We start from the raw sequence: 23,538 nt of genomic DNA, 5'->3' as shown, positions 1-23,538 counted from the left end.
GGGGTTCTCTTCCGGCAGGCGTCTCAGCCCCAGCTCTGGCTGCCGGCGCTCTTGCGGCGACGGACTGCCACGACGATGGCGACGACGGCACCGACGACCACCAGGACACCGAGGCCGATGCCACCGTAGAGCAGGGCCCGCTCCGTCGCCGCCTTGCCGCCCATCGGCGCGTCGGGGTTGGGCGCGCCGGCGTCCAGCTGCGAGGACGCCTTGCCCTTCGGCATCGGCAGCGGGCCCTCCTTGGAGCCCTCGGGGATGTCCTTCCGCAGGGCGGGGCCGGGCTGGATGAAGCCGTAGCCGTAGTGCGCGTCCGGGAGCTTGAGTCCCTTCTGGTCCTTGGGCAGACCGGCCGTCTTCACCAGCCGGTTGGCGATCTGGCCGGGAGTGAGGTCGGGGTACTTCTCCTTGAGGAGGGCGGCTGCGGCGGAGACGTAGGCGGTGGAACCCGAGTTGCCGTTCTCCGTGTGGTAGCTCGAGTCGCTCCTGCCCGTCGCGGCAGGGATCTCCACCCCGGGCGCGAGCAAGTCCATGTCGGAGTTGTAGTTGTTGAACTCGGCCGACTTGCCGTATTGGTCGACCGCACCGACACCGATCACACCTGGGCAGCCCACCGGATAGCTTTTCTCGGTCGCAGCGTCGTTACCCATACCGGCCACCACCACAGCGCCCTTTGAAATTGCGTAGTGGATGGATTCGCAGGTATCAGCCGAACGACCCTCGTTATAGGACATATTGATGACGTCAGCACCGTGGTCCACGGCCCAGCGCGTGGCCATCCCGGTGTTCTTGTACTCAGGCACCGGAAGGATCTTGGCATCAGGCGCCAGCCCCTTGACGCCTTCAGAACCTCCCGGACCGTGACCGTGGCCCGCGATGATCGCCGCCATGCCGGTACCGTGGTCGAGGACGTACTCACCCGGCTTGAGGTTTTTGGCCCCCTCCGCCTGGGTCGCTTTCCCGAAATACGGCTCGGGAAGGAACTGCCCCTTCACATCTTGATGGGTCTTCCGAAAGCCCGTGTCGAGCACAGCCACCGTCACTCCCTTGCCGGTGGCTTCCTTCCACAGCTGTTCGGCCCCGAACGCCTCCAACGGCCACAGATCCTTGCGTGTTTGATCTGCGGAGGCGGTACCACCCGCGGTGATGAGCAGCGCGCCGGTCAACGCGGCACCCACCGTCGCGCGCAGTGTTCGGGTGACCCTCATGCTTGCTCCTTCTCGCTGTGCTGTCCGGGCGGCAGTGTTCCATCAGAAGAGAAGCCCCGCACCCTCGGGCGCGGGGCCACTCCTTACCAGCCGCCGTACGACGGTGGCGGTGTCCTACTCGATGACGCGGGGCGCCACATTGCGTTGGGGCGTCCAGGTCTCTTCGTCCTCGATCAGGTAGTCGGGGCGCTGACCGGTGGTGCGCTCCTTCCCCTTCTTGTCCTTGGCTCCAGCGGCACCCATGCCCGCCTGCTGGCCACCACGGCTGCGGTGCAGACCCGCGCCGCCCTGCTTGGCGCCGCCGGCCGGGCCACCCGGCTTGCCCGCCATGCCGCCACGCGTACGCGCCTGCGCACCGCTGCGTCCGGCCACACCGGCCTTGCCGCCCTTGGCACCGCCCGCGCCCCCGGCACCCGGCATGCCTCCACGCATACCTCCGGCGCCAGACACACCTCGTCCGCCACCGGACCGCATGGCGCCGCCTGGCACTCCGATGGGACCCGGCGGCATCGCGCCGCCCGGACCGCCGCCCGGTCCGGGGACCGCGCCATGCCCGCCACCGGGCAGGCCACCGCTGTGGCCACCGGCGATCGGCGGCGGGGTCATGGTGCCGCCCTGCAGGCCGTCGAGCCCGGTGTGGACCGGGAGGTCCGGCCGGCTGACCTTGGGACCGTCGAATCCGGGCGGCACCGCTCCACCACCCGCGCCATGGGGGTGGTGCGGGGTGACCGACGACGGATCCGGGTGGTGCCTGTCGGCCGTGTCGGGCATCCGTACCGGGGGCGGGTGCGGGCCACTGCCCGGCTCCTTCGGCCAGTCGCCGTTAAGGCCGTCGTCGCCGTCATCGCCCCAGATATCGGCGCGTCCCGAGTAGTGATTCGCCAGCTCGTCCATCACAACGACCGCCTCGACCTGGCGCTCCTTGCTCAGGGACAGCTTGTCCCGGTTGAGCTCCAGCGCCTGGCGGGCGTCCATCTTCGGGTTCGCCATGTCCCGGTGGAACTGGGTGTCGTCGCCACTGTCGTCCGTGAAGCTGTCCCAGTTGCCCGGGTCATGGATCTTCGACATGGCTTCCATGGCCTGGCGGAGGTTGTGGGCGAGACCCACCTCCCGGCCCGACTCGCGCGAGCCGATCAACGACGCCTCGGCCTTCCGGGCATGCCGGTACGTCCGGTCGATCTTGCCGAGCACCTTGACGGCTTCCGCGCGGAACGCGTCGGCCGCCGAGCCCTCCCAGTGCGCCGTCGCATGATCGACGGCATCCATGAACTTCTTACGGATGCCGCCGTGACCGTCGTGCCCGCCGAGCAGGTCGGCGGAGTTACGCCAGTGATCACCGGCGGTCTCAAGCGTCTCCGGCTTGGCGTTCTCGATCATCTTGCGGAGCGCGTTGATGCCGTGGTGGTGAAAGTCGGAAGGAGAGTGCGGGGTCAGTCGCTCACTCTGGAACGACTTCAGCTTCTTCGCCCGCTCCCCCTCCTCCCGCTGCCTCTCACTCGTCTCAGCGCTCTCGCGCTCCTCCATGGCGCTAACCACAGCGGCCCCCCTTCATCGTCATCCTCTCGTCCTCAACCCTGCACCACCGTGGAGGTCAGCCGTTCATCGAGGCCTTGGTCTCGTGTTCCTGGTCCTCGTAGGCACCGCGGCTCGCCTCTGTCTTCTCGCCGAAGTTGTGGGTGAGGTCGTGGAGTGCCTTGATGACGTCCTTCAGATACGTCTGCATGCGGTCATGGGCGCGGGAGACTTCCTCCGCTTCGCCGAAGTTGACGCCGAACGCCGACTTCGGGATGTTCGTGCCGTACTCGACCTTCTGGCTGGTCTCCGCCATATCGCCCTGAAGGCTCCTGAGTTGGCGGACGACGCTGTCCAGCTCGTCGAGATCAACCTTGAAGTGCTTACCCATGACCACTCTCCCCGTTATGCGCACACCCGGCCGGCCCCGTCACCCCACTCGCGCCGTCCGTTCCGGCGCCGCCACGGCGAGGGCCGACGGGCAGCGTAAAGTCAATAAAGGTTAAGGAGTTGGCGACCGAAATAGCAAGATCGTAAGTCGTGATCTGTCCGAATCCAGGCGGTATGCGACCGCACTTTGTAGACGGGCCGTTATCCAATACCCGAACGGCAGCCCACCCACCCCTTCCGGATCACCCCATGGGCACCCTCGTCCCGAACTATGCCTGTGTCGACGCAAGTTCGACGACCGTGACATCCGGTGGTGCCCCCACCCGGACCGGTGGCCCCCAGGCGCCCGCGCCGCGGGTGACGTAGAGCTGGGTGTCGCCGTAGCGCTCCAGGCCGGCGACGGTGGGGTTGGTGGCGCCGGCGACGTAGGTGAAGGGCCACAGCTGGCCGCCGTGGGTGTGGCCGGAGAGCTGGAGGTCAACACCGAACCGTACGGTGTCGTGGATGGTGACCGGCTGGTGGGCCATCAGGACGACGGCGCGGGAGGGATCCCGTCCGCTCAGGGCCAGGTCGTAGTCCGGGCCGGCGTGTTCGGTCTGGCCCGCGAGGTCGTTGACGCCCGCGAGATCGAAGCCGGGCAATTCCGTACGGGCATTTTCCAGGGGATGTACGCCCAATTCACGTACGTGGTCGACCCATTGGGCCGCGCCCGAGTAATACTCGTGATTTCCCGTGACGAAATAAGACCCGAATCGAGAGCGCAGTCCGCGCAGCGGTTCCGCGGCCGGGGCGAGGTCCGCGACGCTCCCGTCGACCAGGTCGCCGACGATGGCCACCAGGTCGGGGTCGGTGCGGTTGATGACCTCGACGATGCGTCGGGTGTGGGCGCGGCCGAGGATCGGGCCCAGGTGGATATCGCTGACGACGGCGATCCGGAATCCATGGGCGGCGCGGGGCAGTTTGGTCAGGGGGATGGTGACGCGCTTCACGGCCGGGCCGCGGAGGGTGGTCACGGTGCCGTAGCCGACGGTGGCCGTGGCGGCGAGGGTGGCACCGGCGGCGACCGCCCGGGCGAGGAAGAGCCGGCGGGGCGGCGCGGCGAGCGGCGGCAGGGCGTGGGTGCCGGGCGGCAGGAGGGTCGGCGCCGAGGGCGGGGAGGGGGACGGGGAGAGTGACGGGGAGACATCCGATGGCGTTCCCGCGTGCGATGGCGTCCCGGCGTCTGGCGGAGCCCCCGCGTCCGGCTGAGCTCCCGCGCTCGACCGCGGGCCGGCGCCCGACCGCGTCCCGGCGTTCGACGGAGCCCCCGCACCCGACGGAGCCCCGCCGCGCGACCCCGTCCCCGCGTCCGACGGCGCCCCGGCGTCCTCCCCCGTCCCCCCACCCGCCTCCTCATCGCCGAGTACCCGGAGCCCCGCCGCGCGGACCGCCTCCCCCACCAGCAGGGCCAGTGTGAGATAGAGCACCAGTGCCAGCCAGAGGAAGCCGGGCCAGGCGAGTGCCTGCTGGAGGGGGAAGGGGGCGCCGGCGCGGGCGGCCAGCAGGGCGGCGAGGGCGGTCAGGGGGAGGGCGAAGGCGGCGGCGGTGCCTGCTCGGCGGGGGCGGGTGTGCGGTGTGGTGGTGTCGCGGACGAGCCGGCACCACAAGTAGCGGTGCACGCCGAAGAACAGTCCGAGGACCGGGACCACGATCAGGGCGAAGATCACGGCGGCTGCCCGTGCCCGTGGGTCAGGCGGCGGACGAGGTGGGGGCGGAGGGCTGGTCGGGCGTGCCCTGTGCGGCCTCGCGGCGCAGGGCCCGTACGCCGCGGAACCCGATCACTCCGATCGCCGTCCCCAAGAGAAAGGAAGCCACCGCGAGCAGCAGATGCACCCAGAAGTAGGCCGTCGGGTCACCCGCGGCGTCGAAGGCGAGACCGCTCCCGTCCTTCCAGAGGTTTTTGACGAAAGTGATCCAGATGAACCAGCTCCACACCCCGAAGGTGAGCAGGAACCAGGACACGGGGCGAGAGAGCTTCATACATCCCAGTATGGGCAGCGGCTCCATCCGGCGGTCGGCAGGGGCACTCTTCCGTGGGGTGCTGTCGGCGCCCCGGGCAAAGGCGGGTACGTTCACCGACGTGCCGACGACCTTCTGCGCCTCCACGGCTTCCCTGGCCTCCCCGGCCTCCCTGGCCTCCACCGATCCGACCGCCCCGTCCTCATCGGCTGCCCCGGCCGCATCAGCTGCCCTGACCGCATCGGCCGCCCCGGCCGCGGCCGGCCATGCCGGTCGTGCGGCGCGCCACGGCTTCCCCCTGCGCACCGCCGCCGCGCTGGCCGCCTCCGGGCTGCTGGCCTCCCCGCTGCTGGCCGGCACCGCACACGCCGATCCCAAGGCCCCCGCGCCGCCGTCGGCGATGTCGCAGATCGGCGGGGGCCGGCTGGGCACTCCCGGCGTCCAGGTGGCGCTGAAGCCCGGCGCCCCGAAGCTGCCGGGCCCGGACGCGCTGACCGCCCGCTCGTGGATCGTCTCCGACGCCGTGTCCGGCAAGGTGCTGGCCGCCAAGAACCCGCACTGGCGGCTCGCGCCCGCCAGCACGCTGAAGATGCTGTTCGCCGACACGGTGATGCCGAAGTTCCCCAAGAACCAGAAGCACACGGTCAAGCCCGCCGACCTGGCGGGGATGGGCGCCGGCAGCAGCCTCGTCGGGATAAAGGAGAACCTGAGCTATACGGTCCACGACCTGTGGCTGGGTGTCTTCCTGCGGTCCGGCAACGACGCGGTGCACACGCTCTCCGCCATGAACGGCGGGACGAAGGTCACCGTCGCGCAGATGCAGCAGCGGGCGAAGGAACTGAACGCCCACGACACGCATGTGGTGACCCCGGACGGCTATGACGCGCCGGGCCAGGTCTCCAGCGCGTACGACCTGAGCCTGTTCGCCCGGGAGGGGCTGCGGAACGCCGACTTCCGCGAGTACTGCTCGACGGCCAGTGCGCAGTTCCCCGGTGACGAGGGCAAGGGCGGCAAGCGGGCGACGTTCGGCATCCAGAACACCAACCGGCTGCTCAGCGGCGATTACGACATCAAGCCGTACCCCGGTATCGCGGGGGTGAAGAACGGCTCCACCACCAACGCGGGGTCGACCTTCACCGGCGTTGCCCATCGCGGCGACCGCAAGCTCCTCGTCACGGTCATGAACCCGGAGAAGAAGGAGCACAACGAGGCCTACAAGGAGGCCGCCAAGCTGCTCGACTGGGGCTTTGCGGCGGCCGACAAGGTGGACCCGGTCGGGCGGCTCGTCGGCCCCAGGAGCGAGGACGACGGCACCGGCGCCGTGAAGGCCAAGGGCAAGGACGCGCACAAGAGCACCCAGGCCGCGCTGAACAGCGCCGGTGGTGCGAACGGCGCGTGGACCGCGGTGGGCGTCGGCAGCGGTGTGCTGGCGCTGCTGGGCGTCGTGGCGTTCGCCGTGCGCCGGCGCCGGGCCCATAAGTGACCTGCGCGGGTGCGGAGGGGGAGGGCGGCTGACGCCGAGGACCGTCAGGCCGCCCGGGGGCGGTCCTGTCCCTCCGGCCGCTCCCGCCCCGCCGGCCCGTCGGGCGTCTTGAGGTCTTCGGCTTCCGCGCGCTGCTCCCCCTCCGTGGCCGTCCACGAAGCGCAGTACACCAGCAGCTTCGCGGTGAAGTTGATCCACAGCAGCAGCGCGACCGGGGTGCCGAAGGCGCCGTACATGCTCCGGGAGGCGACGCCCTGGAGATAGCCGCTGAGCAGCAGCTTCAGCAGTTCGAAGCCGATCGCGCCGAGGAGACCGGCGACCACGACGGCGCGGCGCGGCGGATGGACGCCGGGGAGCCTGGTCAGTATGTAGGCCAGCAGCAGGAAGTCCGCGAGGACGGCGATGACGAAGCCGGCGACCGAGAGCAGGACGCTGCCCACGCCGCCTTCCGCAAGGCCGATCGCCTCGGCCACCTTGCCCACCGCGGCGGACGCGAAGGTCGAGCAGGCCAGGGAGAGCACGGCGACGCCGCCGACGCCGAACAGCAGGACGCCGTCCCGGAGCTTGCCGAGGAAGAAGTTGGTCTTCTCGTTGTCCTTCTCCCATACGGCGCGCAGGCAGTCGCGCAGCGAATCGACCCAGCCGATGCCGGTGAGCAGCAGCGCGGCACCGGCGACCAGGCCGATGGTGGTGGCGTTGTCGACGAGTGCGGCGATGTCGAGCTGCCCCGAGATACCGGGCAGCTGCTCGGCGATCTTGCCCTCCAGATGGTGCACCCGCTCGTCGCTGAGCAGCGCGGTGCCGATCGCGGCGGCGACGGTGAGCAGCGGGAAGAGCGCGACGAAGCTGGTGAAGGTGATCGCGGCGGCGAGCCGGGTCCAGTGCACCCGGAGCATCCGCTCATAGGCACGCCAGAGGTGCGTGGTCATCAGCCAGGTGACGGCCGGTCCGATCACCGGCAGTTTGCTCAACCAGTCCATGGCGTTCCCCTCGTGCGGTCCCAGGCGGCCGTTGCCCTGGTGACCTTGTGCCCGCCGGTCTGTGCAGGATGTCAGGCGCGCGCTTGGCGCGATCGGAAAGGCGCGCCCCGACCTCCGGGTATCCGGGCATCGGGACAGCCCGTACGGGAGCAGGAGCGGGGCCGCGGCAGACACCGCGGGCGACGGGGGCGACCGTTCCGGCGACGGACGGCCGCGCTCAGCAGGAGGCGGCCGGCGGCCGGGAGAGATCGGCGGCCTGGCGCGGGACCGCGGCCGTCCGCGGCCCGAAGGGGTACTCCCGCTCCAGCCGCCACACCGCGTCCGGGCCCTGCTCGTAGAGCGCGAAGCCGCCGATCGTCCAGGTGGCGCAGAAGTCCCTGAGCCCGGCCTGGGCGCGGTCCATGGCCGCTTCGTCGATGCCGTGGGCGACGGTCACATGCGGGTGGTACGGGAACTGCAGCTCGCGTGCGCAAGGACCGGACGCGGCGCGGATCCGGGCCTGGAGGGCGGTGCAGTCCGTCACGCCCTCGGTGACCTTGACGTAGACGACCGGGGAGAGCGGCCGGAAGGTGCCGGTGCCTTCCAGGCGCAGCGGGAAGGAGCGGCAGCCGGCCGCGACCTCGGCGAGGTGGCGTTCGATGCCGGGCAGCGCGTCGGCGCTGACCTCCGTCGGCGGGAGGAGGGTGATGTGCGTGGGGATGCCGGGTGCGGCCAGGTCCCCGAAGTCCGCGCGCTTCCTCTGGAGGAAGCTGCCGTACGGCTCCGGGACCGCGATCGAAACGCCCAGCGTTACGGTCCCCACTGCGTTCTCCCTCCTGACGTATGTGCGGCGCGCTCGCGCACCCTCTTAGTGTGCCGGGTGCGCGCCCTTCGCGGGGAGCGTCCTCGGCCGTCTTGTGCACAGGCGCAGAAGCCCCCACGGGTGGGGCCCCGGGTCCCGCGCGGTCCGCGCGGCCGGTTGCGGTCCGCCGTGCGGACGCTCCCGGCCGGGCGCGGACGGTGCCGTCAGTGCTTGGCCGGCAGCAATCCGAGCCGGTCATAGGCGGTGGCGAGGGTTTCGGCGGCCACCGCGCGAGCCTTCTCCGCCCCCTTGGCCAGGATCGAGTCCAGCGTCTCGGGGTCGTCCAGATATTCCTGCGTACGGTCCCGGAACGGTGTGACGAATTCGACCATCACCTCGGCGAGATCGGTCTTGAGAGCGCCGTACATCTTGCCCTCGTACTTCTGCTCCAGCTCCGGGATCGTGGTGCCGGTGAGGGTGGAGTAGATGGTGAGGAGGTTGGAGACACCGGGCTTGGTCTCCGCGTCGTAGCGGATCACGGTGTCGGTGTCGGTGACCGCGCTCTTGACCTTCTTCGCGGAGACCTTCGGCTCGTCGAGGAGGTTGATCAGGCCCTTGGCGCTGGCGGCCGACTTGCTCATCTTGGCCGACGGGTCCTGGAGGTCGTAGATCTTGGCCGTCTCCTTGAGGATGTACGGCGCCGGCATCGTGAACGTCTCGCCGTAGCGGCCGTTGAAGCGCTCGGCGAGGTCGCGGGTCAGCTCGATGTGCTGGCGCTGGTCCTCGCCGACCGGGACCTGGTGGGCCTGGTAGAGCAGGATGTCGGCGATCTGCAGGATCGGGTACGTGAACAGGCCGACGGAGGTGCGGTCGGCGCCCTGCTTGGCGGCCTTGTCCTTGAACTGCGTCATCCGCGAGGCCTCGCCGAAGCCGGTGAGGCAGTTCATCACCCAGCCCAGCTGGGCGTGTTCGGGCACATGGCTCTGGACGAAGAGCGTGCAGCGCTCCGGGTCGAGGCCGGCGGCCAGCAGCTGGGCCGCCGCGATCCGGGTGTTGCGGCGCAGCTCGGCCGGGTCCTGGGGGACGGTGATCGCATGCAGGTCGACCACCATGTAGAAGGCGTCGTGGGACTCCTGCAGCGCCACCCACTGGCGCACGGCACCGAGGTAGTTGCCGAGGTGGAAGGAGCCGGCGGTGGGCTGGATACCGGAGAGCACACGCGGAGAACTCTGCATGGCGGAGCCATTCCCCTGAGGGTGGTCGTGAGCGACGGTCGGGCGATCGAGAGCCATGCCATCGATTGTCTCAGGTCCGCAAGGGGGGACCGGCGCAAGGTGGCGGAACGTGGTGCGGGCCGCCGCCGGGGGCAGAGGCGGCCTGTTCGCGGCGGCCGGGAGCTGGAATCGTGGCCCGGGGCTCCGTGCTCGTGGCCCGGGCTCCGTGCTCGTGGCCCGGGCTCCGTGCTCGTGGCCCGGGCTCCGTGTTCCTTGCTCCGTGCGCCGCCCCGGATCTCCGACCCGATCTGCGAGGACCGCCGATGACCGACGCCCGTCCCGCACCGCCGGCCGACACCCGCCGTCCCGCGTCCCCGGCCGATACGCACCGTCCCGTGCCCCCGCCCGGCGCCACCCCTCCCCCGCGCTCCGACGGCGCGCCGCATCCGCTCGCCCCCGGTGGCGCCGGCCGGGCCGCGGCCGATGCGCTGCTGCGGGCGGCCGGAGCGGTGGTCCCCGTCCTGCTGCCCGGGGAGGTGCCCGCCGTCGCCGTCACCCGTCACGAGGTGCTGCGCGAGGTCCTTGCGCACCCCGAAGTCGCCAAGGACGCCTGCCACTTCGCCGCCCTGCACGACGGCACCGTGCCGCCCGGCTGGCCGCTGACCACCTTCGCCACCGTCGACGGGATGATCACGGCCGACGGGGCCGATCACCGGCGGCTGCGCGGTCCGGTGACCAAGGTGTTCACCGGGCGGCGGGTGGCGGCGCTGCGGCCCCGGGTGGTGGAGCTGACGGCCGGGCTGCTGGACGGGCTGCCGGGGGCCGCCGCGGCCGACGGCACGGTGGATCTGCGCCGGCACTTCGCCTATCCCCTGCCGATGAGCGTGATCTGTGAACTGCTGGGCGTGGACGCCGCGTTGCGCGACCGGCTGCACGAGCTGTCGAACCTGATCGTGAGCACGGCGGACGGGACCCAGGCCGCCCACCGCGAGATCATCGCCATCCTCACCCGGGTCGCCGAGGCCCGGCGGGCGGACCCGGGCGACGATCTGACCAGCGCGCTGCTCGCCGCCCAGGAGGAGGACGGCGACCGGCTGAGCGACCGGGAACTGGTCGGCACCCTGCTGCTGATGATCATTGCCGGGCACGAGACCACGCTCAACCTGATCACCAACGCGGTGCGGGCCCTGTGCACCGACCGCGGACAGCTGGAGCTGGTGCGCGACGGGCGGGCCACCTGGGACGACGTGGTCGAGGAGACGCTGCGCTACGACAGTCCGGTCGCCCACTTCCCGTTCCGCTACCCGGTCCGGGACCTGGAGATCGGCGGCACGGTCGTCCCCCGTGGCACACCGATGCTGGCCTCCTACTCCGCGGCCGGCCGGGATCCGGACGCCTACGGCCCCGACGCGGACCGGTTCGACGTCACCCGGCGGCCCGCCGCCCGGCACCTCTCCTTCGGCCACGGTCCGCACTACTGTCCGGGCGCGCCGCTGGCCCGGCTGGAGGCGACCGTCGCCCTGGAGGCGCTGTTCACCCGCTATCCGGCACTGGACCTCGCCGTCCCGGACGCGGAGCTGCCGCCGCACCCGAGCTTCGTCGGCAACAGCACCCACGTCCTGCCGGTCCGGCTCACCGGCTGATCACGGTCAGCCGGTGAGCCGCCGGACCGCGGGCCTCAGGCCGTGGCGAGCCCCGGCGCCGGGTAGGCCGCCATGAGCTCCGCGACCTCCGTACGGATCACCGCCAGCGCCTGTTCGTCGCCCTTCGCCGCGGCCTGGACGCTGCGGTCGATCCACTCGGCGACCAGCGGCATCCGGTCCGTCCCCAGCCCGCGGGAGGTGAGGGACGGGGTGCCGATGCGGATGCCGGAGGGGTCGAAGGGCTTGCGGGGGTCGAAGGGGACGGTGTTGTAGTTGACGACGATGCCGGCCCGGTCCAGCGCCTTCGCGGCGACCTTGCCCGGCACCTCCTTCGACGTGAGGTCGATCAGCACCAGGTGGTTGTCGGTGCCGCCGGAGACCAGGTCGTAGCCGCGGGCCAGCAGCGCCTCGGCGAGCGCCTTGGCGTTGGCGACGACGGCATGGGCGTAGTCACGGAAGGACGGGGCGGCCGCCTCGCGCAGGGCGACCGCGATGGCGGCGGTGGTGTGGTTGTGCGGACCGCCCTGCAGACCGGGGAAGACGGCCTTGTCGACCGCCTTGGCATGGCTCGCCCGGGACATCAGCATGGCGCCGCGCGGCCCGCGCAGGGTCTTGTGGGTGGTGGTGGAGATGACATCCGCGTGCGGTACGGGCGAGGGGTGGGCGCCGCCCGCGATCAGACCGGCGATATGGGCGATATCGGCGACGAGGACGGCGTCGACCTCCCGGGCGATCTCGCCGAACGCGGCGAAGTCGATGGTGCGCGGGACGGCGGTACCGCCACAGAAGATGATCTTCGGGCGTTCCTTGCGGGCGAGGTCGCGCACCTCGTCGAAGTCGATCAGCGCGGTGTCGGGGCGTACGCCGTACTGGACGCCGCGGAACCAGCTGCCGGTGGCCGACACCCCCCAGCCGTGCGTGAGGTGACCGCCCATCGGCAGCGCCATGCCCAGCACGGTGTCGCCGGGCTCGGCGAAGGCGAGGTAGGCGGCGAGGTTGGCGGGCGAGCCGGAGTACGGCTGGACGTTGGCGTGCTCCACGCCGAAGACGGCCTTGGCCCGCTCGACGGCCAGCGTCTCGACCCGGTCGATGTTCTGCTGGCCTTCGTAGTAGCGACGGCCCGCGTACCCCTCGCTGTACTTGTTCTGCAGGACGGTGCCGGTGGCTTCCAGGACGGCGGCGGAGACGTAGTTCTCGCTGGGGATCAGCCGCAGGGTGTCGGCCTGCAGCTGCTCCTCGGCGCCGACCAGCGCGGCCAGTTCGGGGTCGGCGGCGCTCAGCGCGGGATGCGGAAGGGACTGCGGAGTGAGGGACTGCGGGGTGGGCTGTGACACGGGGGCCTGCGACATGGCGTCCTCCGGGGCGGTCGATCGGTGATCCGGTCGTGGTCCCGGGGTGCCCAGGCGGGGCGGCACCTCGTGATGGTGGCCGCACACCGCTTCCTCGAGGTTGTTTCCCCGTACGCCAGTCGCGGTGCGCACCCAGAGTCTAAGACACCCCCGACCCCTCAGGACGTCCTCAGGGCACTCCTCAGGGAGCCCCCCGGGGAGAGTCCCCAGGGCGTCTCCCACAGGAGCGTCGCCCAGGACATCCCCCGGGGCATCCCCCAGGACCGCCCCTGCCCGGCGGATCTTCGCAGGCCAGTCGCTCCTGGCCGGCGCAACAATGGAAGGGGAAGCGGCAGCGCCCGCGCCCCGCACGGTTCTACCGATCGGAGTCACCGGTGACGTCCACGGAACGCAGCATCGCCGCCGCCGAGGCCCACAGCGCGCACAACTACCACCCGCTGCCCGTCGTCGTGGCCACCGCCGAGGGTGCCTGGGTGACGGACGTGGCGGGCCGTCGCTACCTGGACATGCTCGCCGGGTACTCCGCGCTGAACTTCGGGCACGGCAACCGCCGGCTGCTCGACGCGGCCAGGGCCCAGCTGGAACGCGTCACTCTCACCTCCCGCGCCTTCCATCACGACCGGTTCGGCGACTTCTGCACGCAGCTGGCCGCGCTGTGCGGGATGGAGCTGGTGCTCCCCATGAACACCGGCGCCGAGGCGGTCGAGACGGCGGTGAAGACGGCCCGCAAGTGGGGCTACCAGGTCAAGGGCGTCCCGGACGGCCACGCGAAGATCATCGTCGCGGACCACAACTTCCACGGCCGGACGACCACCATCGTCTCCTTCTCCACCGACCCCGAGGCCCGCGCCGGCTTCGGCCCGTACACCCCCGGCTTCGAGATCGTCCCGTACGGCGACCTGTCCGCGCTGGCGGCCGCCCTCGACGACCACACGGTCGCGGTGCTGCTGGAGCCGATCCAGGGCGAGGCGGGGGTGCTGGTGCCGCCGCCGGGCTATCTGGCGGGCGTACGGGAGCTGACCCGCAGCCGGAACGTGCTGTTCATCGCCGATGAGATCCAGTCGGGGCTGGGCCGCACCGGCCGGACCTTCGCCTGTGACCACGAGGGCGTGGTCCCCGACATGTATGTGCTGGGCAAGGCGCTGGGCGGCGGCGTGGTGCCGGTGTCGGCGGTGGTGTCCTCCCGTGAGGTGCTGGGCGTCTTCGCGCCCGGCGAGCACGGCTCGACGTTCGGCGGGAACCCGCTCGCCTGCGCGGTGGCCCTGGAGGTGCTGGCGATGCTGCGGACCGGCGAGTTCCAGCAGCGGGCAACGGAGTTGGGCGAGCATCTGCACGGCGAGCTGGGGCTGCTGGTGGGCGGCGGCGCGGTGGACGCGGTGCGCGGCCGCGGGCTGTGGGCCGGAGTGGACATCAACCCGTCACGCGGCACCGGCCGGGAGATCTCCGAACGGCTGATGGCGCGCGGGGTGCTGGCCAAGGACACCCATGGCGCCACCATCCGGCTCGCCCCGCCGCTGGTGATCAGCAAGGAGGACCTGGACTGGGGGCTGGACCAGCTGCGGGGAGTGCTGGAGGAATGAGAGGGGGCCGGCGTGCAACGGGCGGCCGGCGGGCGAAGGTGCCCTGACCGCTCGTTGCGCCATGTCCTGGACGCACGACATCAGCCCAGGCCGACATGACCGCGCAGCCGAACGCCACGGCGGTCAGGGCTCGTCGTACCAGGCGACAGCCGCGATGCGCCAGCCCTCTGGGGTGCGGACGAACTGGATGGTCTTGGTCCCGCCGCCCTCGAACGGGTCACCGTCCAAGATCCCGGACTTGCGGTACGCACAGAACCGCGACGCGATATCGCCTGCGATCTCGGTTCGTCCGGACGTCTCCCACTCGGAGAACTCAACCAGCCGGCCGTCGCTCAGCAGCCGTTGGCGAGGCTCGATGAACTCGTCCACGGTGTAGACGGTGAACTCTGGGCCGGTCATGATGATCACGCCCGCGGGAAGAACCAGCCGACGGATTCGTGCCACGTCGGCACTCTTGCCGCCCCGGTTGTCAAAGGCGCCGAAGAACTCAGCTGTTACCAAGTCGATCTCGGTCCTGGACATCGTGCGACGGTAACACCCTCCCCAATGCCCTGGGGCGGCCTCGCCCTGGTACTCTAACCAGAGTCACGGAGGGCGGCAGTCGCGGCCTGGCGGACCCGGCAGTGGTCGAGACCGGCCTCGTTCTCGCAGTACTAGGCCATGAGCGATGCTGGAACCACGAGCCGGGCACGTTCGTGGAGTTCCCGGGCGGCGTGGTTCTTGAGGTGGGGGCGGATGAGGTGGAACATCTTCCCCATGCGCCGGTCGACCCTCCCGCTTTGCACCAGAGGATATTCGTCCAGCGCTTCATTCCATGTCGCACAAGCCGCTTCCAGGTGCCCCACCTCAAGTTGGAACTCGGCGAGTGTGGCCCGTTCCTTCACCCGGGACCGGCGGTAGATGTCGTAGCACAACCTGTCCGATTCCCGCATCGCCGCAACGGCTCCGGGAAGGTCTCCCAGCTCGTGGCGAACATGGCTGATGTGGTAATGCAGAGCTGAGGGGTCATAGGATCCGAAGGCTTTCGCTCGCGCCTCGGCCTTTTCCATGGAGATTTCGGCCTCTTTGAGATGTGCCAGAGCCTTATGGCTGTCTCCTGTTTGCGCAGCGGCATGTGCCTGCTGGCCCGCAAGGAAGGCGAGCATACGCGGGCCCGCTAGCGGAGAGGCGCCGGCAGCGGCATCGGCCAGTCGCATGGCTTCACGACCGTGCCCCAGGTCAACTGCCTGCACACTCATACCCCGCAGTGTCGTGCAATACGTGAGGTGGTCCTCAGAGGCTCCGGCCAGTTCCAATGCCTTCAGGTAATACTTCTGCCCCAGCCCCTCCACCCCCTCATCCACCGCCATGTATCCGGTGAGATAGCACAGGTCGGAGGCTGCCGACAGCATTGCCTTGCGCACCGATTCCGGCGCCTCGGCCCGCAGGTACGGAGCCACCGTATTGACGAGGAAAGCCGCAGCCATGGGGCGAGCGTGACGTCCGCCGAATTGGTCGTCGAGTTCCGAGATCCGTTCGGTCATGGCGGTGACCGTTTCCACTTCCGGCATGCCGATGCGCGGATTTCGGCCGCCTTGAATGGCTTCCATCCGTCCCACCACATCCGGCCAATTGGGCACGGTCAGCGCAACGGAAAAGAGCCCTATACCGAGAACGCTGCGGCGTGAGGGGTCCATGTCTCCCCTCCCGAGATCGATCAGCCCTTCCACCGTGCCGGGAGCAGCATCGGAGCTCTTGACCGGTGCCGGGAAGCCGGCCTCCGCATGCGTGACCGGACGTCCCAGCTTCCGCGCCAGGGCCTCCACGATCAGCGGTCTGGCCTGCTCCTTCGGCAGGTGACCCTGACACCACTGATGGGCCGACGGCTCGCGGTACTTGAGCGGGGTTCCCCGCTCGGTGCCGATGCGGTTCACGGCCTGGACGAACTGCCGCAGCGTCCAGCCGGTCTGCCGGTAGAGCCGTTCAAGGTGCCGGTTCGGTTCCCGAGTGCCCACTAGCCCTCAACTCCCCGATGCGCGCGAGCGCTTAAAGCTCTTAAAAGCCGCTTCCACTGCCACCGTACCGCTGGGCGTAGCGGACCGGTTGCCCAGAGCGAGGAAGGCCCTCCTCGAGAGACGGAGAGGACCCCCGCGACCGTGGTGGAACGGCCCGGGGGCGTGGCCCTCAACTACAAGAGAGTTGACGACATGCCCGACGCTCCAGCGAGGGTCTTCGTCCGGCTGCTGCCGTGGACCAGCGCGGACGGGAAACCGTGCTTCGTGGCCGGAGACGGGACCGGATATGTCTCCCGCGTCGCCGACCGGATCGAGGAAGAACAGCTCAGCTCGGCCGACGACCTCCTCGGCGAAGCCCGCCGCATGCTGGCCGGACGGGCCTGGACACCCGGAGAACTGCACCTGCTGGCCGTTGAATTGACTGCAAGCCTTGCCGATGTGCGCCGGGTGGCCGAGAGCCGGGGCGAGCGCTTGACCGCCCTCGGCCACGATGCTCCGGACGATGCCGACGGCGCACGGCCCCGGCTTCCAGCGGGGCCGTGATCGGCCAATACGTAGAAGTTCGTGCAAGTCGCTGGCGCGCCGCTGCGACGCAAGCACAAGCTCGGACACCTTGGAACGGGCGACGCCCCACGAGGAGTACCGGCCGGCCTGACGGTACGCACTCGGAAGACTCGATCGTGACGTCTTCGTCCAGCATCCGGCAGGCCCGAGCTCCGGCGCGGACTCTGATCACGACAGCGATCAATTTTTTCGGGTGAGCGCGCACAAATTCACGCAAGTTCGTTGTGGCCAGCTCTTCAGCATTCCTGGCTCGTCGCCATGCCGGCGGCGCCAGCTGCGCCGTGTCGCATGGCAACTCATCCGCCGAATGCACCACGCCCCTGCTCAGGCCATGTGCCGGAGCAGGGGCGCTTTTGTCTTCACCAGCGTGGGCTACTTTCCGTTCCCGCCCTGGGGCGACGGTTCACGCGGAGCCTCCGGGGGCATGGGGCCGCCATCGTGTTTGCCGCCGTCCTCCTGCATCTCCGCCTCGTGGCGGAAGGGCACACCGCGCCAGCCTTCGGCATCGGGCGTGCGCGTCTCGTACGTATCGACGCTCACCACGCTCATTCACCAACCTCCTCTTTCGCGAGGAGCCATGCCGCCGTACGGTCGAAGGCATGGCCCATGGGCCGCAAAGGGGTTTCCTTTGCGGTTGGTCACCCGCCCCGGCTGCTCGACTGTCCAGGTTTCCGCCGCCGGGGCGGGAGTCTTCAGGCTCCGACTGCCGCCGGTCAGTCCTGCCCGGGGGCGGTCATGACGCCTTCGCGTGCCCACGGCCGTGGTCTCGGATCTCCCGGGGAGCAGAACATGCCTCGGCCTTGTCGTTTCGCTTCAACGCCGCACTCCGTCGGCGTCCCAAGGCGTCACACGCTTTGCATCCGGGGACTGGCTCGCCCTCCAACAGCCAGTCGTCCAGCGGCAGTTCAACGGGCGGTTGGCTGTACCGAATGGGGCTCGTCATGACGTCTCCGCGGGGTGAACGGCTTGTTTTCCCGACGGTAGGGAGAGCGGAAGGCTCAGCTCAATGAACTTCTACGAACTTGTACGCCGTCACCTGAGCGTGCCGATTGCCGAGGTAATCAGCTTCCTGGCTGCCGCCCCGTAAACAGCGATGCCTGCGAGTTCGGTGAACGTCTTGGCGTACTCGGCGATTTCACTCGGTTGCTTCACGGTGAGGCCGGCAGACACGAGTTCACAGGAGGCCTGTTTCTCGTCGTACAGAGAGAAGGACTCGCACGGCCACGCATTGCCGCGCACGACCCCCATGGGGATCACGCCAAGGCTCAAGGAGGGCGTGGCCGTCATTCCGATCAGGTGGCGCAATTGGCTCACCATCGTGACGGGATCTCCGATGACCGTGCGAAGAACCCACTCCTCCATCAGGAAAGCGAACCGGCGTCCTCCCGTGTACAGGACGCGTTGGCGCTCCATCCGTGCTGCGACAGCCTCGTCAGTGTCGCCAGGAGTGTCCCTGACGGAGGCAACCGTGTTGAGGATGGCGCGGGTGTAGTCCTCGGTCTGGAGCAGCCCTGGGATGACCCACGACTGATAGAAGCGGAACCAATGGGTTCGCTCGAAGAGTGGCAGCACAGACTCCTGGGCACGCTTCAGGCCGGCACTTTCCAGGCGCCGCCACTCCACGTACATGCCGTCAATGCCACGGGCGGTCGCGATGAGGTCCGCGGCTTGGCCCTCGGCGTCACAGATCCGGGTCCAGGTACGAATGTCCGCATCGGAGGGAGGAGTCCGGCCGTTCTCAAGCCGGGAACTCTTCGACTCATGCCACCCTGCCGCCGCCGCCACAGCTCGGGCGGTCAGACCGGAGTCCTTGCGGATCTCGCGGAGGCGCTTCCCAAGCGCTTCCCTGGCCTGCTGGATGCTGGACGACGGCGACGATGGGGACACGGAGAGTTCAGCCCTGTTCGTGGGTCAGACCGGCCTGTAAACCTCGTGCGGGACCGCGCGTTCCCAGACCGCCTCGAAAGACGTTGAGCAGAGCTGCACGATCGCGGGATCCGTCATCCGCTCCTCATCTCCCTCGGGTGACAGCTCGCCGTCCCCGGTGAAGTGCAGGAACACGACAAGGCTGTCATCGAACAGCCAGAAGTCATTGCCTGGGAGCGCCAGGTCCGACACCTTGCGACGCGGCAGCCAGCGCACCTGCTCGCCGGCCGCCACGTTGCTGGGCGTGAGGTGGTGCTCAAAGCGGAGGTAGTCACTCATGGGCTCGGAGAAGATCCGAGCACGACGGACTGCCACACCGCGCGTGGTGATCTCTTGCATCAGGGCGAGCCAGGGGCGGGAGGCTGGGTCGCTTTTGGCAGGAACACTTTGCGGGTCCTGCCGCCATGAGACGAATCGCGGGTCGGATCGCATGTACCCGTCCCTCATCTCCAGGTGAACGGCTGAACGCTTGGCCTGCTTGAACAGCTCGCTAAACGTCAGCTCGGCCGCCACCGCGTACCTCCGGAAAGAACTGTGTCATGTACTTGGGGATCTCCACGACCGTCTCATGTTCCGGGAGATCCAACTGGGAGAGTCGTTCGTCGTCCAGTACCTTCAAGCCCTGGACCAGGTACCTGTCAGTCACGTCGTCGTAATAGACGGTGGCGGACTTACCCTCGGGGGAGTTCGGGTCCTTGCCGAGCATGTGCAAAGCCATGGTGCCCTCCTCACTCGTTGAAGACGATCTCTGACTACGAGTTTGCGCTCAATTCACCTTGCTGCACATCGAACTTGCATGAACTTGCGCGGGTTCAGGGTTCCTGCGATCGCCGCGGCCGAGACCCATAGCGCGCACAATTACCACTCCCTGCCCGCTGCCCCTCAGGTGTTGTCGCGGGCGGTGGCGACGATGCGGTCGAGTTCTTCGCGGTTCCAGGTGAACGAACCGTCGGCCAGCGCACTGAGGATGCCGTCCACCCATGCAAGTTCGGCCTGGGTGACCGCGCGCAGGTATTCGCTCTCGATCAGGGCGACCCGCGGGAGGGCGTGGCCCCCGGCCTCGCTCGCGAGTTCGGCATCGAGTTCGGTGAGGCGCCGGGCGAGGCGGTCGCGCCGCTGGTGCAGCAGGTCCTGGGTGGCCCGGGGGGTGAGCACCGGCAGGAAGGACAGTGCGGCGGGGAACTCCGGGTACTCGTTGCGGGGCGTCGACAGGATCTCGGCCATCCACTGGCGGGCGGCTGCCCGTCCCGTGTCGGTGAGGCGGTAGGTGGTGCGTTCGGGGTAGCGCTCGTCGCGCTCGGTGCTGCCGACGGCGATCAGCCCGGCGTCTTCCAGGCGGGCGATCGTGCGGTACAGGCCGGCGCGCTGGCCGACGTTGACGACCTGGTCCTTGCCCCACTGCTTGATCAGACGCTGGATTCCGTAGGGGTGCAGCGGGCCGGCCTCCAGCAGGCCCAGGACCGCCAGGGCCAGGGGGGAACGGCGGAATGTCGAGGTCACGGGGCGACGGTACACCGACCACCGGCACCACAACTAGTCGCATCACACCTAGCAACGTCGTTATTAGTTGCACTGCACCTAGATGCCATGCCACTATCCCGGTCCTCAGCCGTTCCTCTTGAGGAAGGAACCGGAAAATCCATGCACGTGATCATCATTGGCGCCGGCACCGGCGGGCTGGCCCTGGCGCACGGCCTGAAGCGGGCCGGTATCAGCTGCGCCGTCCACGAACGCGACCGCACGCGCGGCGGCGGGCTCCAGGGCTACCGGGTGGGCATCGACCCCGACGGCAGCCGGGCGCTCAGCCGTCTGCTGCCCCCCGGGCTCTTCGACACCTTCGTGGCGACCTGCGCGCGCAGCGGTGACCGCTTCACCGTGTTCACCGAGAAGTACAAGGAAGTCCTCTCGCTGACCGGCTTCGCCACGTCCGGTGCGGACGGGGCGGGTGCGGAGCGTTCCGTTTCCCGGATGACCCTGCGCCAGGTCCTGCTGACCGGGCTGGAGGAGCTGGTCCACTTCGACAAGGTCTTCACCCGCTACGAGCAAAACCCCGACGGCACGGTCACCGCGCACTTCGAGGACGGCACCTCGGCCACCGGAGACGTGCTGGTGGCCGCCGACGGATCCCACTCCCGGGTCCGCCGCCAGTACTTACCCCACGCCCCCTTGGAGGACAGCGGCCTGATCGGGATCACCGGCAAGGTGCCCCTCACCGAGGAGACCCGCACACTGCTGACCCCGCAGGTCATCGACGGTGTCAACATGTTCCTCGCGCCCGGCGGATACTCGCTGGTCATCCACGTCATGCAGTTCCCGTGGGACGAGCGGGGCCGGCCCCGCCAGGGCATCGGCGCGAGTGACACCGAACTGCTCGACGCCTGGCCCGGCCTGCAGTTCGACAACACCCGCGACTACATCATGCTGGGCTTCGGCGGCGCGGCACGGAACCTGCCCGCCGACGTCCTCCGGATGAACGGCCGGCAGCTGCACGACCTCACGGTCGAGCTCACCCGCAACTGGGACGTCCGGCTGCGCACACTGGCCGAGCTGGCCGACCCGTCCACCTGCTTCCCCCTCAACATCCGCACCTCGGCCCCGGTCGAGCAGTGGCCCACCAGCAACATCACCCTGATCGGCGACGCCATCCACACCATGACGCCGGGCCGCGGGGTGGGCGCGAACACCGCGTTGCGCGACGCCGAGCTGCTGTGCGCCAAGCTGGTCTCGGTCCGTGACCGCGAAGTGCCGCTGATACCGGCGATCCGCGACTACGAGACGCAGATGATCGACTACGGCTTCGAGGCGGTCAGGAAGTCCCTGGCGCAGATGCGGGGAAGCGATCCGGTCCACAAGCCGGTCCTCGGTCGCGCGGTGCTGGCCGGGATGCGTACCGGTATGCGGGTGGTCAACCACCTGCCCCCGCTCAAGCGCAGGATGGCCGCCGCCGCACAGCAGTACCGCGGCCATGACCGTGACGCATAGCGGCACGCGCCGGTCGCCGACCGCCGTCGGCTTGCCCGTCCGGGGCCCCCGCGCCGCGCCGGCCGCCCACCCGGCGTCCCCGCCGCGCCGGGCCGCCGCCTCAGCGGATCACATGCGGCAAGAACCGCGCGTACTCGTCGGTGACCGGCCCCGCAGACTCCCGGATGCCGAGCCCCGCCGACTCGTCCTCGACGACCCAGGCGCCGAGGACGACCCGGTTGCCGTCGAAGTCCGGCAGCGGTGCCAACTCCTGGTAGCAGCAGGCGTCTTCGGGCCCCCTTGGTACCGGCTCGGCGCCCGGTTCGTGCAGGGTGACACCGGCGCCCTCCCGGCCGAGCAGCGGCTTGGCGGCGTAACCACGGGTGTGCGCCAGCTCGCGCGGCCCGTCGAGGTAGGCGGGCAGCAGATTAGGATGCCCCGGGTACAGCTCCCACAGGATCGCCAGCAGCGCCTTGTTGGAGAGCAACATCTTCCAGGCGGGCTCGATCCAGAGGGTGGAGCCCGTACCGCCGCCGTTGTCGAGGGTGTCCAGGACGAACGGGCCGAAGTCGTCGGTGGCCAGCCACTCCCACGGGTAGAGCTTGAAGCAGGCCCGCATGAAGCGCAGCCGCTGGTCGACGAAGCGGCCCGACAGCCGGTCCCAGCCGATGTCCTCCATCGAGACGGCAACCGTTTCCAGGCCCGCCTGCTGCGCCGTCTCCTCCAGATAGGCGACGGTCATCAGATCCTCGCCCAGCTCGTCACCCGCCGAGTGCGCGAAGTGCACCGGCGCACCCGGCGGCAGCAGCGGGGCCTGCCGCTTCCAGGCCGCCACCAGCCGCTCGTGCAGCGAATTCCACTGGTCGGCGCCGGGGAAGCGTTCCTCCATCCAGAACCACTGCGGGCTGGCCGCCTCGACCAGCGAGGTCGGCGTATCGGCGTTGTACTCCAGCATCTTGGCCGGGCCGCTGCCGTCGTAGTGCAGATCGAACCGCCCGTAGAGTGAGGGCAGTTCATCCCGCCGCCGCCAGGACTCGGCGACCAGGCGCGCCAGCCGCGGGTCCTCGATGCCGAGGTCGGCGAGGCGGTCCTGCTCGACGAGGTGGTCGGCCGCGGCCAGGCACATGCCGTGCAGCTCCTCGACGACGTCCTCCAGGGCCTCGACCTCGGGGAGGGTGAAGGAGTAGTAGGCGCTCTCGTCCCAGTACGGGCGCAGCGAGTCGTCCGGGTAACGGGTCAGCGGGTAGATCAGGCCCTGCGCCTCGACGGTCTGCTGCCAGCCGGGGCGGGGCTCGATGGTGTGGCGTTCCATGCCGTCCGGGCCCGCTCAGCCGCCGAAGGAACCATGCCGGCCGCCGCCCGATCCGGAGCAGCCGAAACCGCCCCGGTTGACGGCCGTGGTCTTGCTGAAGGTGCCCTCGTCGGCGTACTTGCCGCCGGCGTTGTCGGGGTCGTAGTACCACTGGCCGTCGACGGGCGTCTTGGCCGCGCCGCCGCCTCGGCCGGTCTTGCCGTATTTGCCGCTTCCGGTGCTCGTGCTGCCGCTGTTTCCGGACGACGAACTGCCGCCTGCCGAGCAGTTCTTGGAGTCGACGATGCGGTAGCCCTTGAGGGTGTCGTAGCTGTTGCGGTCCACACAGCGCTTGTCGGGCTCGGAGCCGCAGGACGTCAGTGCGGCGGCCAGGGCCCCCATCCCGCCCAGTATCACCGTGCTCGACCGCAGCCGCCGACGTGCCTTCTCTGCCATGTTCTGCCTTCCCCCGTGAACACTTGGAACGTCCGGAACCTCTGCATGACCTGCAGCATCTGGATCTCCGGAACATCTGTTGGAGCGGAGCCAGCGTAGACGGCACCCGTGGGGCCGCCGCAAGGCGGGAGGCGGGGTGCGGCGGCGGACGCGCACACGGGCGGCCGGGCCGCCCTCGGGGAGGACGGCCCGGCACTGTTGGTTGTGCGGG

The 23,538-nt window shown here is 69.6% G+C and carries 23 protein-coding genes and 1 riboswitch; of the genes, 5 read left to right on the top strand and 18 right to left on the bottom strand.

Annotation, left to right across the window (positions count from 1 at the left end; all coding sequences use genetic code 11):
• Window positions 1-23 precede the first annotated feature (23 nt).
• From CFW40_RS22435 to CFW40_RS22415, 5 genes are all read right to left on the bottom strand, one after another.
• A complete protein-coding gene (locus tag CFW40_RS22435) occupies window positions 24-1,163 on the bottom strand; it encodes a S8 family serine peptidase (RefSeq protein WP_256331333.1) in 1,140 nt (379 codons plus the stop codon).
• 156 nt (window positions 1,164-1,319) lie between these two features.
• Window positions 1,320-2,741 carry a hypothetical protein gene (locus CFW40_RS22430; protein ID WP_088799568.1) on the bottom strand — a complete coding sequence of 474 codons (1,422 nt, stop codon included), beginning with the start codon at window positions 2,739-2,741 and terminating at the stop codon, window positions 1,320-1,322.
• A 55-nt stretch (window positions 2,742-2,796) separates the two neighbouring features.
• The gene (locus CFW40_RS22425; protein WP_088799567.1) at window positions 2,797-3,108 is read right to left on the bottom strand and encodes a hypothetical protein; all 312 of its coding nucleotides are present in this window, start codon (window positions 3,106-3,108) and stop codon (window positions 2,797-2,799) included.
• A gap of 268 nt (window positions 3,109-3,376) precedes the next feature.
• Window positions 3,377-4,813, bottom strand: coding sequence for a metallophosphoesterase (locus tag CFW40_RS22420; protein ID WP_088799566.1), 1,437 nt, complete (start codon window positions 4,811-4,813; stop codon window positions 3,377-3,379).
• A 22-nt stretch (window positions 4,814-4,835) separates the two neighbouring features.
• Window positions 4,836-5,126, bottom strand: a complete 291-nt coding sequence (locus CFW40_RS22415) for an SCO4848 family membrane protein (protein WP_088799565.1) — start codon at window positions 5,124-5,126, stop codon at window positions 4,836-4,838.
• A gap of 10 nt (window positions 5,127-5,136) precedes the next feature.
• Between CFW40_RS22415 and CFW40_RS22410 the strand changes: the two genes are divergently transcribed.
• Window positions 5,137-6,588, top strand: a complete 1,452-nt coding sequence (locus CFW40_RS22410; RefSeq protein WP_088799564.1) for a D-alanyl-D-alanine carboxypeptidase family protein — start codon at window positions 5,137-5,139, stop codon at window positions 6,586-6,588.
• Between the two features lie 44 nt (window positions 6,589-6,632).
• Here the strand turns inward: CFW40_RS22410 and CFW40_RS22405 are convergent, their stop codons facing one another.
• The 3 genes from CFW40_RS22405 to trpS all read right to left on the bottom strand — a co-directional run bounded on the left by CFW40_RS22405 (window position 6,633) and on the right by trpS (window position 9,584).
• Window positions 6,633-7,568 (bottom strand): YihY/virulence factor BrkB family protein, encoded by a 936-nt coding sequence (locus CFW40_RS22405; protein WP_088799563.1) that lies wholly within the window; start codon window positions 7,566-7,568, stop codon window positions 6,633-6,635.
• Between the two features lie 217 nt (window positions 7,569-7,785).
• Window positions 7,786-8,370, bottom strand: a complete 585-nt coding sequence (locus CFW40_RS22400; protein WP_088799562.1) for a 2'-5' RNA ligase family protein — start codon at window positions 8,368-8,370, stop codon at window positions 7,786-7,788.
• A 203-nt stretch (window positions 8,371-8,573) separates the two neighbouring features.
• Entirely contained in the window at window positions 8,574-9,584 is a 1,011-nt protein-coding gene (trpS, locus tag CFW40_RS22395; RefSeq protein WP_256331746.1) for a tryptophan--tRNA ligase, read from the bottom strand.
• 302 nt (window positions 9,585-9,886) lie between these two features.
• On the opposite strand from trpS, the gene CFW40_RS22390 reads away from it, so the two are divergent.
• Window positions 9,887-11,206: a cytochrome P450 gene (locus tag CFW40_RS22390; RefSeq protein ID WP_088799560.1), complete on the top strand. Its 1,320-nt coding sequence runs from the start codon at window positions 9,887-9,889 to the stop codon at window positions 11,204-11,206.
• A 35-nt stretch (window positions 11,207-11,241) separates the two neighbouring features.
• Here the strand turns inward: CFW40_RS22390 and glyA are convergent, their stop codons facing one another.
• The gene (gene glyA, locus CFW40_RS22385) at window positions 11,242-12,555 is read right to left on the bottom strand and encodes a serine hydroxymethyltransferase (RefSeq protein ID WP_088799559.1); all 1,314 of its coding nucleotides are present in this window, start codon (window positions 12,553-12,555) and stop codon (window positions 11,242-11,244) included.
• A gap of 41 nt (window positions 12,556-12,596) precedes the next feature.
• A riboswitch (ZMP/ZTP riboswitch) is annotated at window positions 12,597-12,688 on the bottom strand.
• A gap of 241 nt (window positions 12,689-12,929) precedes the next feature.
• On the opposite strand from glyA, the gene rocD reads away from it, so the two are divergent.
• Window positions 12,930-14,135 carry an ornithine--oxo-acid transaminase gene (gene rocD / locus CFW40_RS22380; RefSeq protein WP_088799558.1) on the top strand — a complete coding sequence of 402 codons (1,206 nt, stop codon included), beginning with the start codon at window positions 12,930-12,932 and terminating at the stop codon, window positions 14,133-14,135.
• 123 nt (window positions 14,136-14,258) lie between these two features.
• Here rocD and CFW40_RS22375 read toward each other — a convergent pair whose 3' ends face one another.
• Window positions 14,259-14,657, bottom strand: coding sequence for a nuclear transport factor 2 family protein (locus CFW40_RS22375; protein WP_088799557.1), 399 nt, complete (start codon window positions 14,655-14,657; stop codon window positions 14,259-14,261).
• Window positions 14,658-14,788: 131 nt separating this feature from the next.
• Window positions 14,789-16,129 carry a transcriptional regulator gene (locus CFW40_RS22370; RefSeq protein ID WP_088799556.1) on the bottom strand — a complete coding sequence of 447 codons (1,341 nt, stop codon included), beginning with the start codon at window positions 16,127-16,129 and terminating at the stop codon, window positions 14,789-14,791.
• A 192-nt stretch (window positions 16,130-16,321) separates the two neighbouring features.
• On the opposite strand from CFW40_RS22370, the gene CFW40_RS22365 reads away from it, so the two are divergent.
• Window positions 16,322-16,672, top strand: coding sequence for a hypothetical protein (locus CFW40_RS22365; RefSeq protein ID WP_176956411.1), 351 nt, complete (start codon window positions 16,322-16,324; stop codon window positions 16,670-16,672).
• A 393-nt stretch (window positions 16,673-17,065) separates the two neighbouring features.
• Here CFW40_RS22365 and CFW40_RS37230 read toward each other — a convergent pair whose 3' ends face one another.
• From CFW40_RS37230 to CFW40_RS22340, 5 genes are all read right to left on the bottom strand, one after another.
• The gene (locus CFW40_RS37230; protein ID WP_176956412.1) at window positions 17,066-17,242 is read right to left on the bottom strand and encodes a hypothetical protein; all 177 of its coding nucleotides are present in this window, start codon (window positions 17,240-17,242) and stop codon (window positions 17,066-17,068) included.
• Window positions 17,243-17,725: 483 nt separating this feature from the next.
• A complete protein-coding gene (locus CFW40_RS22355; protein ID WP_176956413.1) occupies window positions 17,726-18,580 on the bottom strand; it encodes a helix-turn-helix transcriptional regulator in 855 nt (284 codons plus the stop codon).
• Window positions 18,581-18,604: 24 nt separating this feature from the next.
• On the bottom strand, window positions 18,605-19,132 hold the full coding sequence (locus tag CFW40_RS22350; protein WP_088799554.1) for a DUF6879 family protein: 528 nt from the start codon (window positions 19,130-19,132) through the stop codon (window positions 18,605-18,607).
• Window positions 19,110-19,337: a hypothetical protein gene (locus tag CFW40_RS22345; protein WP_088799553.1), complete on the bottom strand. Its 228-nt coding sequence runs from the start codon at window positions 19,335-19,337 to the stop codon at window positions 19,110-19,112. The genes CFW40_RS22350 and CFW40_RS22345 overlap by 23 nt, the downstream gene beginning before the upstream one ends.
• 164 nt (window positions 19,338-19,501) lie before the next feature.
• A complete protein-coding gene (locus CFW40_RS22340) occupies window positions 19,502-20,119 on the bottom strand; it encodes a PadR family transcriptional regulator (protein ID WP_088799552.1) in 618 nt (205 codons plus the stop codon).
• A gap of 141 nt (window positions 20,120-20,260) precedes the next feature.
• Here CFW40_RS22340 and CFW40_RS22335 point away from each other — a divergent pair, with 141 nt between their 5' ends.
• Window positions 20,261-21,601: an NAD(P)/FAD-dependent oxidoreductase gene (locus CFW40_RS22335; protein WP_088799551.1), complete on the top strand. Its 1,341-nt coding sequence runs from the start codon at window positions 20,261-20,263 to the stop codon at window positions 21,599-21,601.
• Window positions 21,602-21,701: 100 nt separating this feature from the next.
• Here CFW40_RS22335 and CFW40_RS22330 read toward each other — a convergent pair whose 3' ends face one another.
• Entirely contained in the window at window positions 21,702-22,892 is a 1,191-nt protein-coding gene (locus CFW40_RS22330) for a glutathionylspermidine synthase family protein (RefSeq protein ID WP_088799550.1), read from the bottom strand.
• 15 nt (window positions 22,893-22,907) lie between these two features.
• Entirely contained in the window at window positions 22,908-23,327 is a 420-nt protein-coding gene (locus CFW40_RS22325; protein ID WP_088799549.1) for a hypothetical protein, read from the bottom strand.
• Between the last annotated feature and the right edge of the window lie 211 nt (window positions 23,328-23,538).

The organism is Streptomyces sp. 2114.4, assembly GCF_900187385.1.
Lineage (GTDB): Bacteria > Actinomycetota > Actinomycetes > Streptomycetales > Streptomycetaceae > Streptomyces > Streptomyces mooreae.
Note: the sequence above shows the minus strand (reverse complement) of the source record. Positions and strands in the feature narration are given on the sequence as shown.

Coding starts and splice junctions, on each gene's coding strand:
- CFW40_RS22425 (WP_088799567.1), bottom strand. CDS start 3,108: ATGGGTAAGCACTTCAAGGTTGATCTCGACGAGCTGGACAGCGTCGTC.
- CFW40_RS22415 (WP_088799565.1), bottom strand. CDS start 5,126: ATGAAGCTCTCTCGCCCCGTGTCCTGGTTCCTGCTCACCTTCGGGGTG.
- CFW40_RS22410 (WP_088799564.1), top strand. CDS start 5,137: ATGGGCAGCGGCTCCATCCGGCGGTCGGCAGGGGCACTCTTCCGTGGG.
- CFW40_RS22405 (WP_088799563.1), bottom strand. CDS start 7,568: ATGGACTGGTTGAGCAAACTGCCGGTGATCGGACCGGCCGTCACCTGG.
- trpS (WP_256331746.1), bottom strand. CDS start 9,584: ATGCAGAGTTCTCCGCGTGTGCTCTCCGGTATCCAGCCCACCGCCGGC.
- CFW40_RS22390 (WP_088799560.1), top strand. CDS start 9,887: ATGACCGACGCCCGTCCCGCACCGCCGGCCGACACCCGCCGTCCCGCG.
- glyA (WP_088799559.1), bottom strand. CDS start 12,555: ATGTCGCAGGCCCCCGTGTCACAGCCCACCCCGCAGTCCCTCACTCCG.
- CFW40_RS22375 (WP_088799557.1), bottom strand. CDS start 14,657: ATGTCCAGGACCGAGATCGACTTGGTAACAGCTGAGTTCTTCGGCGCC.
- CFW40_RS22365 (WP_176956411.1), top strand. CDS start 16,322: ATGCCCGACGCTCCAGCGAGGGTCTTCGTCCGGCTGCTGCCGTGGACC.
- CFW40_RS37230 (WP_176956412.1), bottom strand. CDS start 17,242: ATGAGCGTGGTGAGCGTCGATACGTACGAGACGCGCACGCCCGATGCC.
- CFW40_RS22345 (WP_088799553.1), bottom strand. CDS start 19,337: ATGGCTTTGCACATGCTCGGCAAGGACCCGAACTCCCCCGAGGGTAAG.
- CFW40_RS22335 (WP_088799551.1), top strand. CDS start 20,261: ATGCACGTGATCATCATTGGCGCCGGCACCGGCGGGCTGGCCCTGGCG.
- CFW40_RS22330 (WP_088799550.1), bottom strand. CDS start 22,892: ATGGAACGCCACACCATCGAGCCCCGCCCCGGCTGGCAGCAGACCGTC.
- CFW40_RS22325 (WP_088799549.1), bottom strand. CDS start 23,327: ATGGCAGAGAAGGCACGTCGGCGGCTGCGGTCGAGCACGGTGATACTG.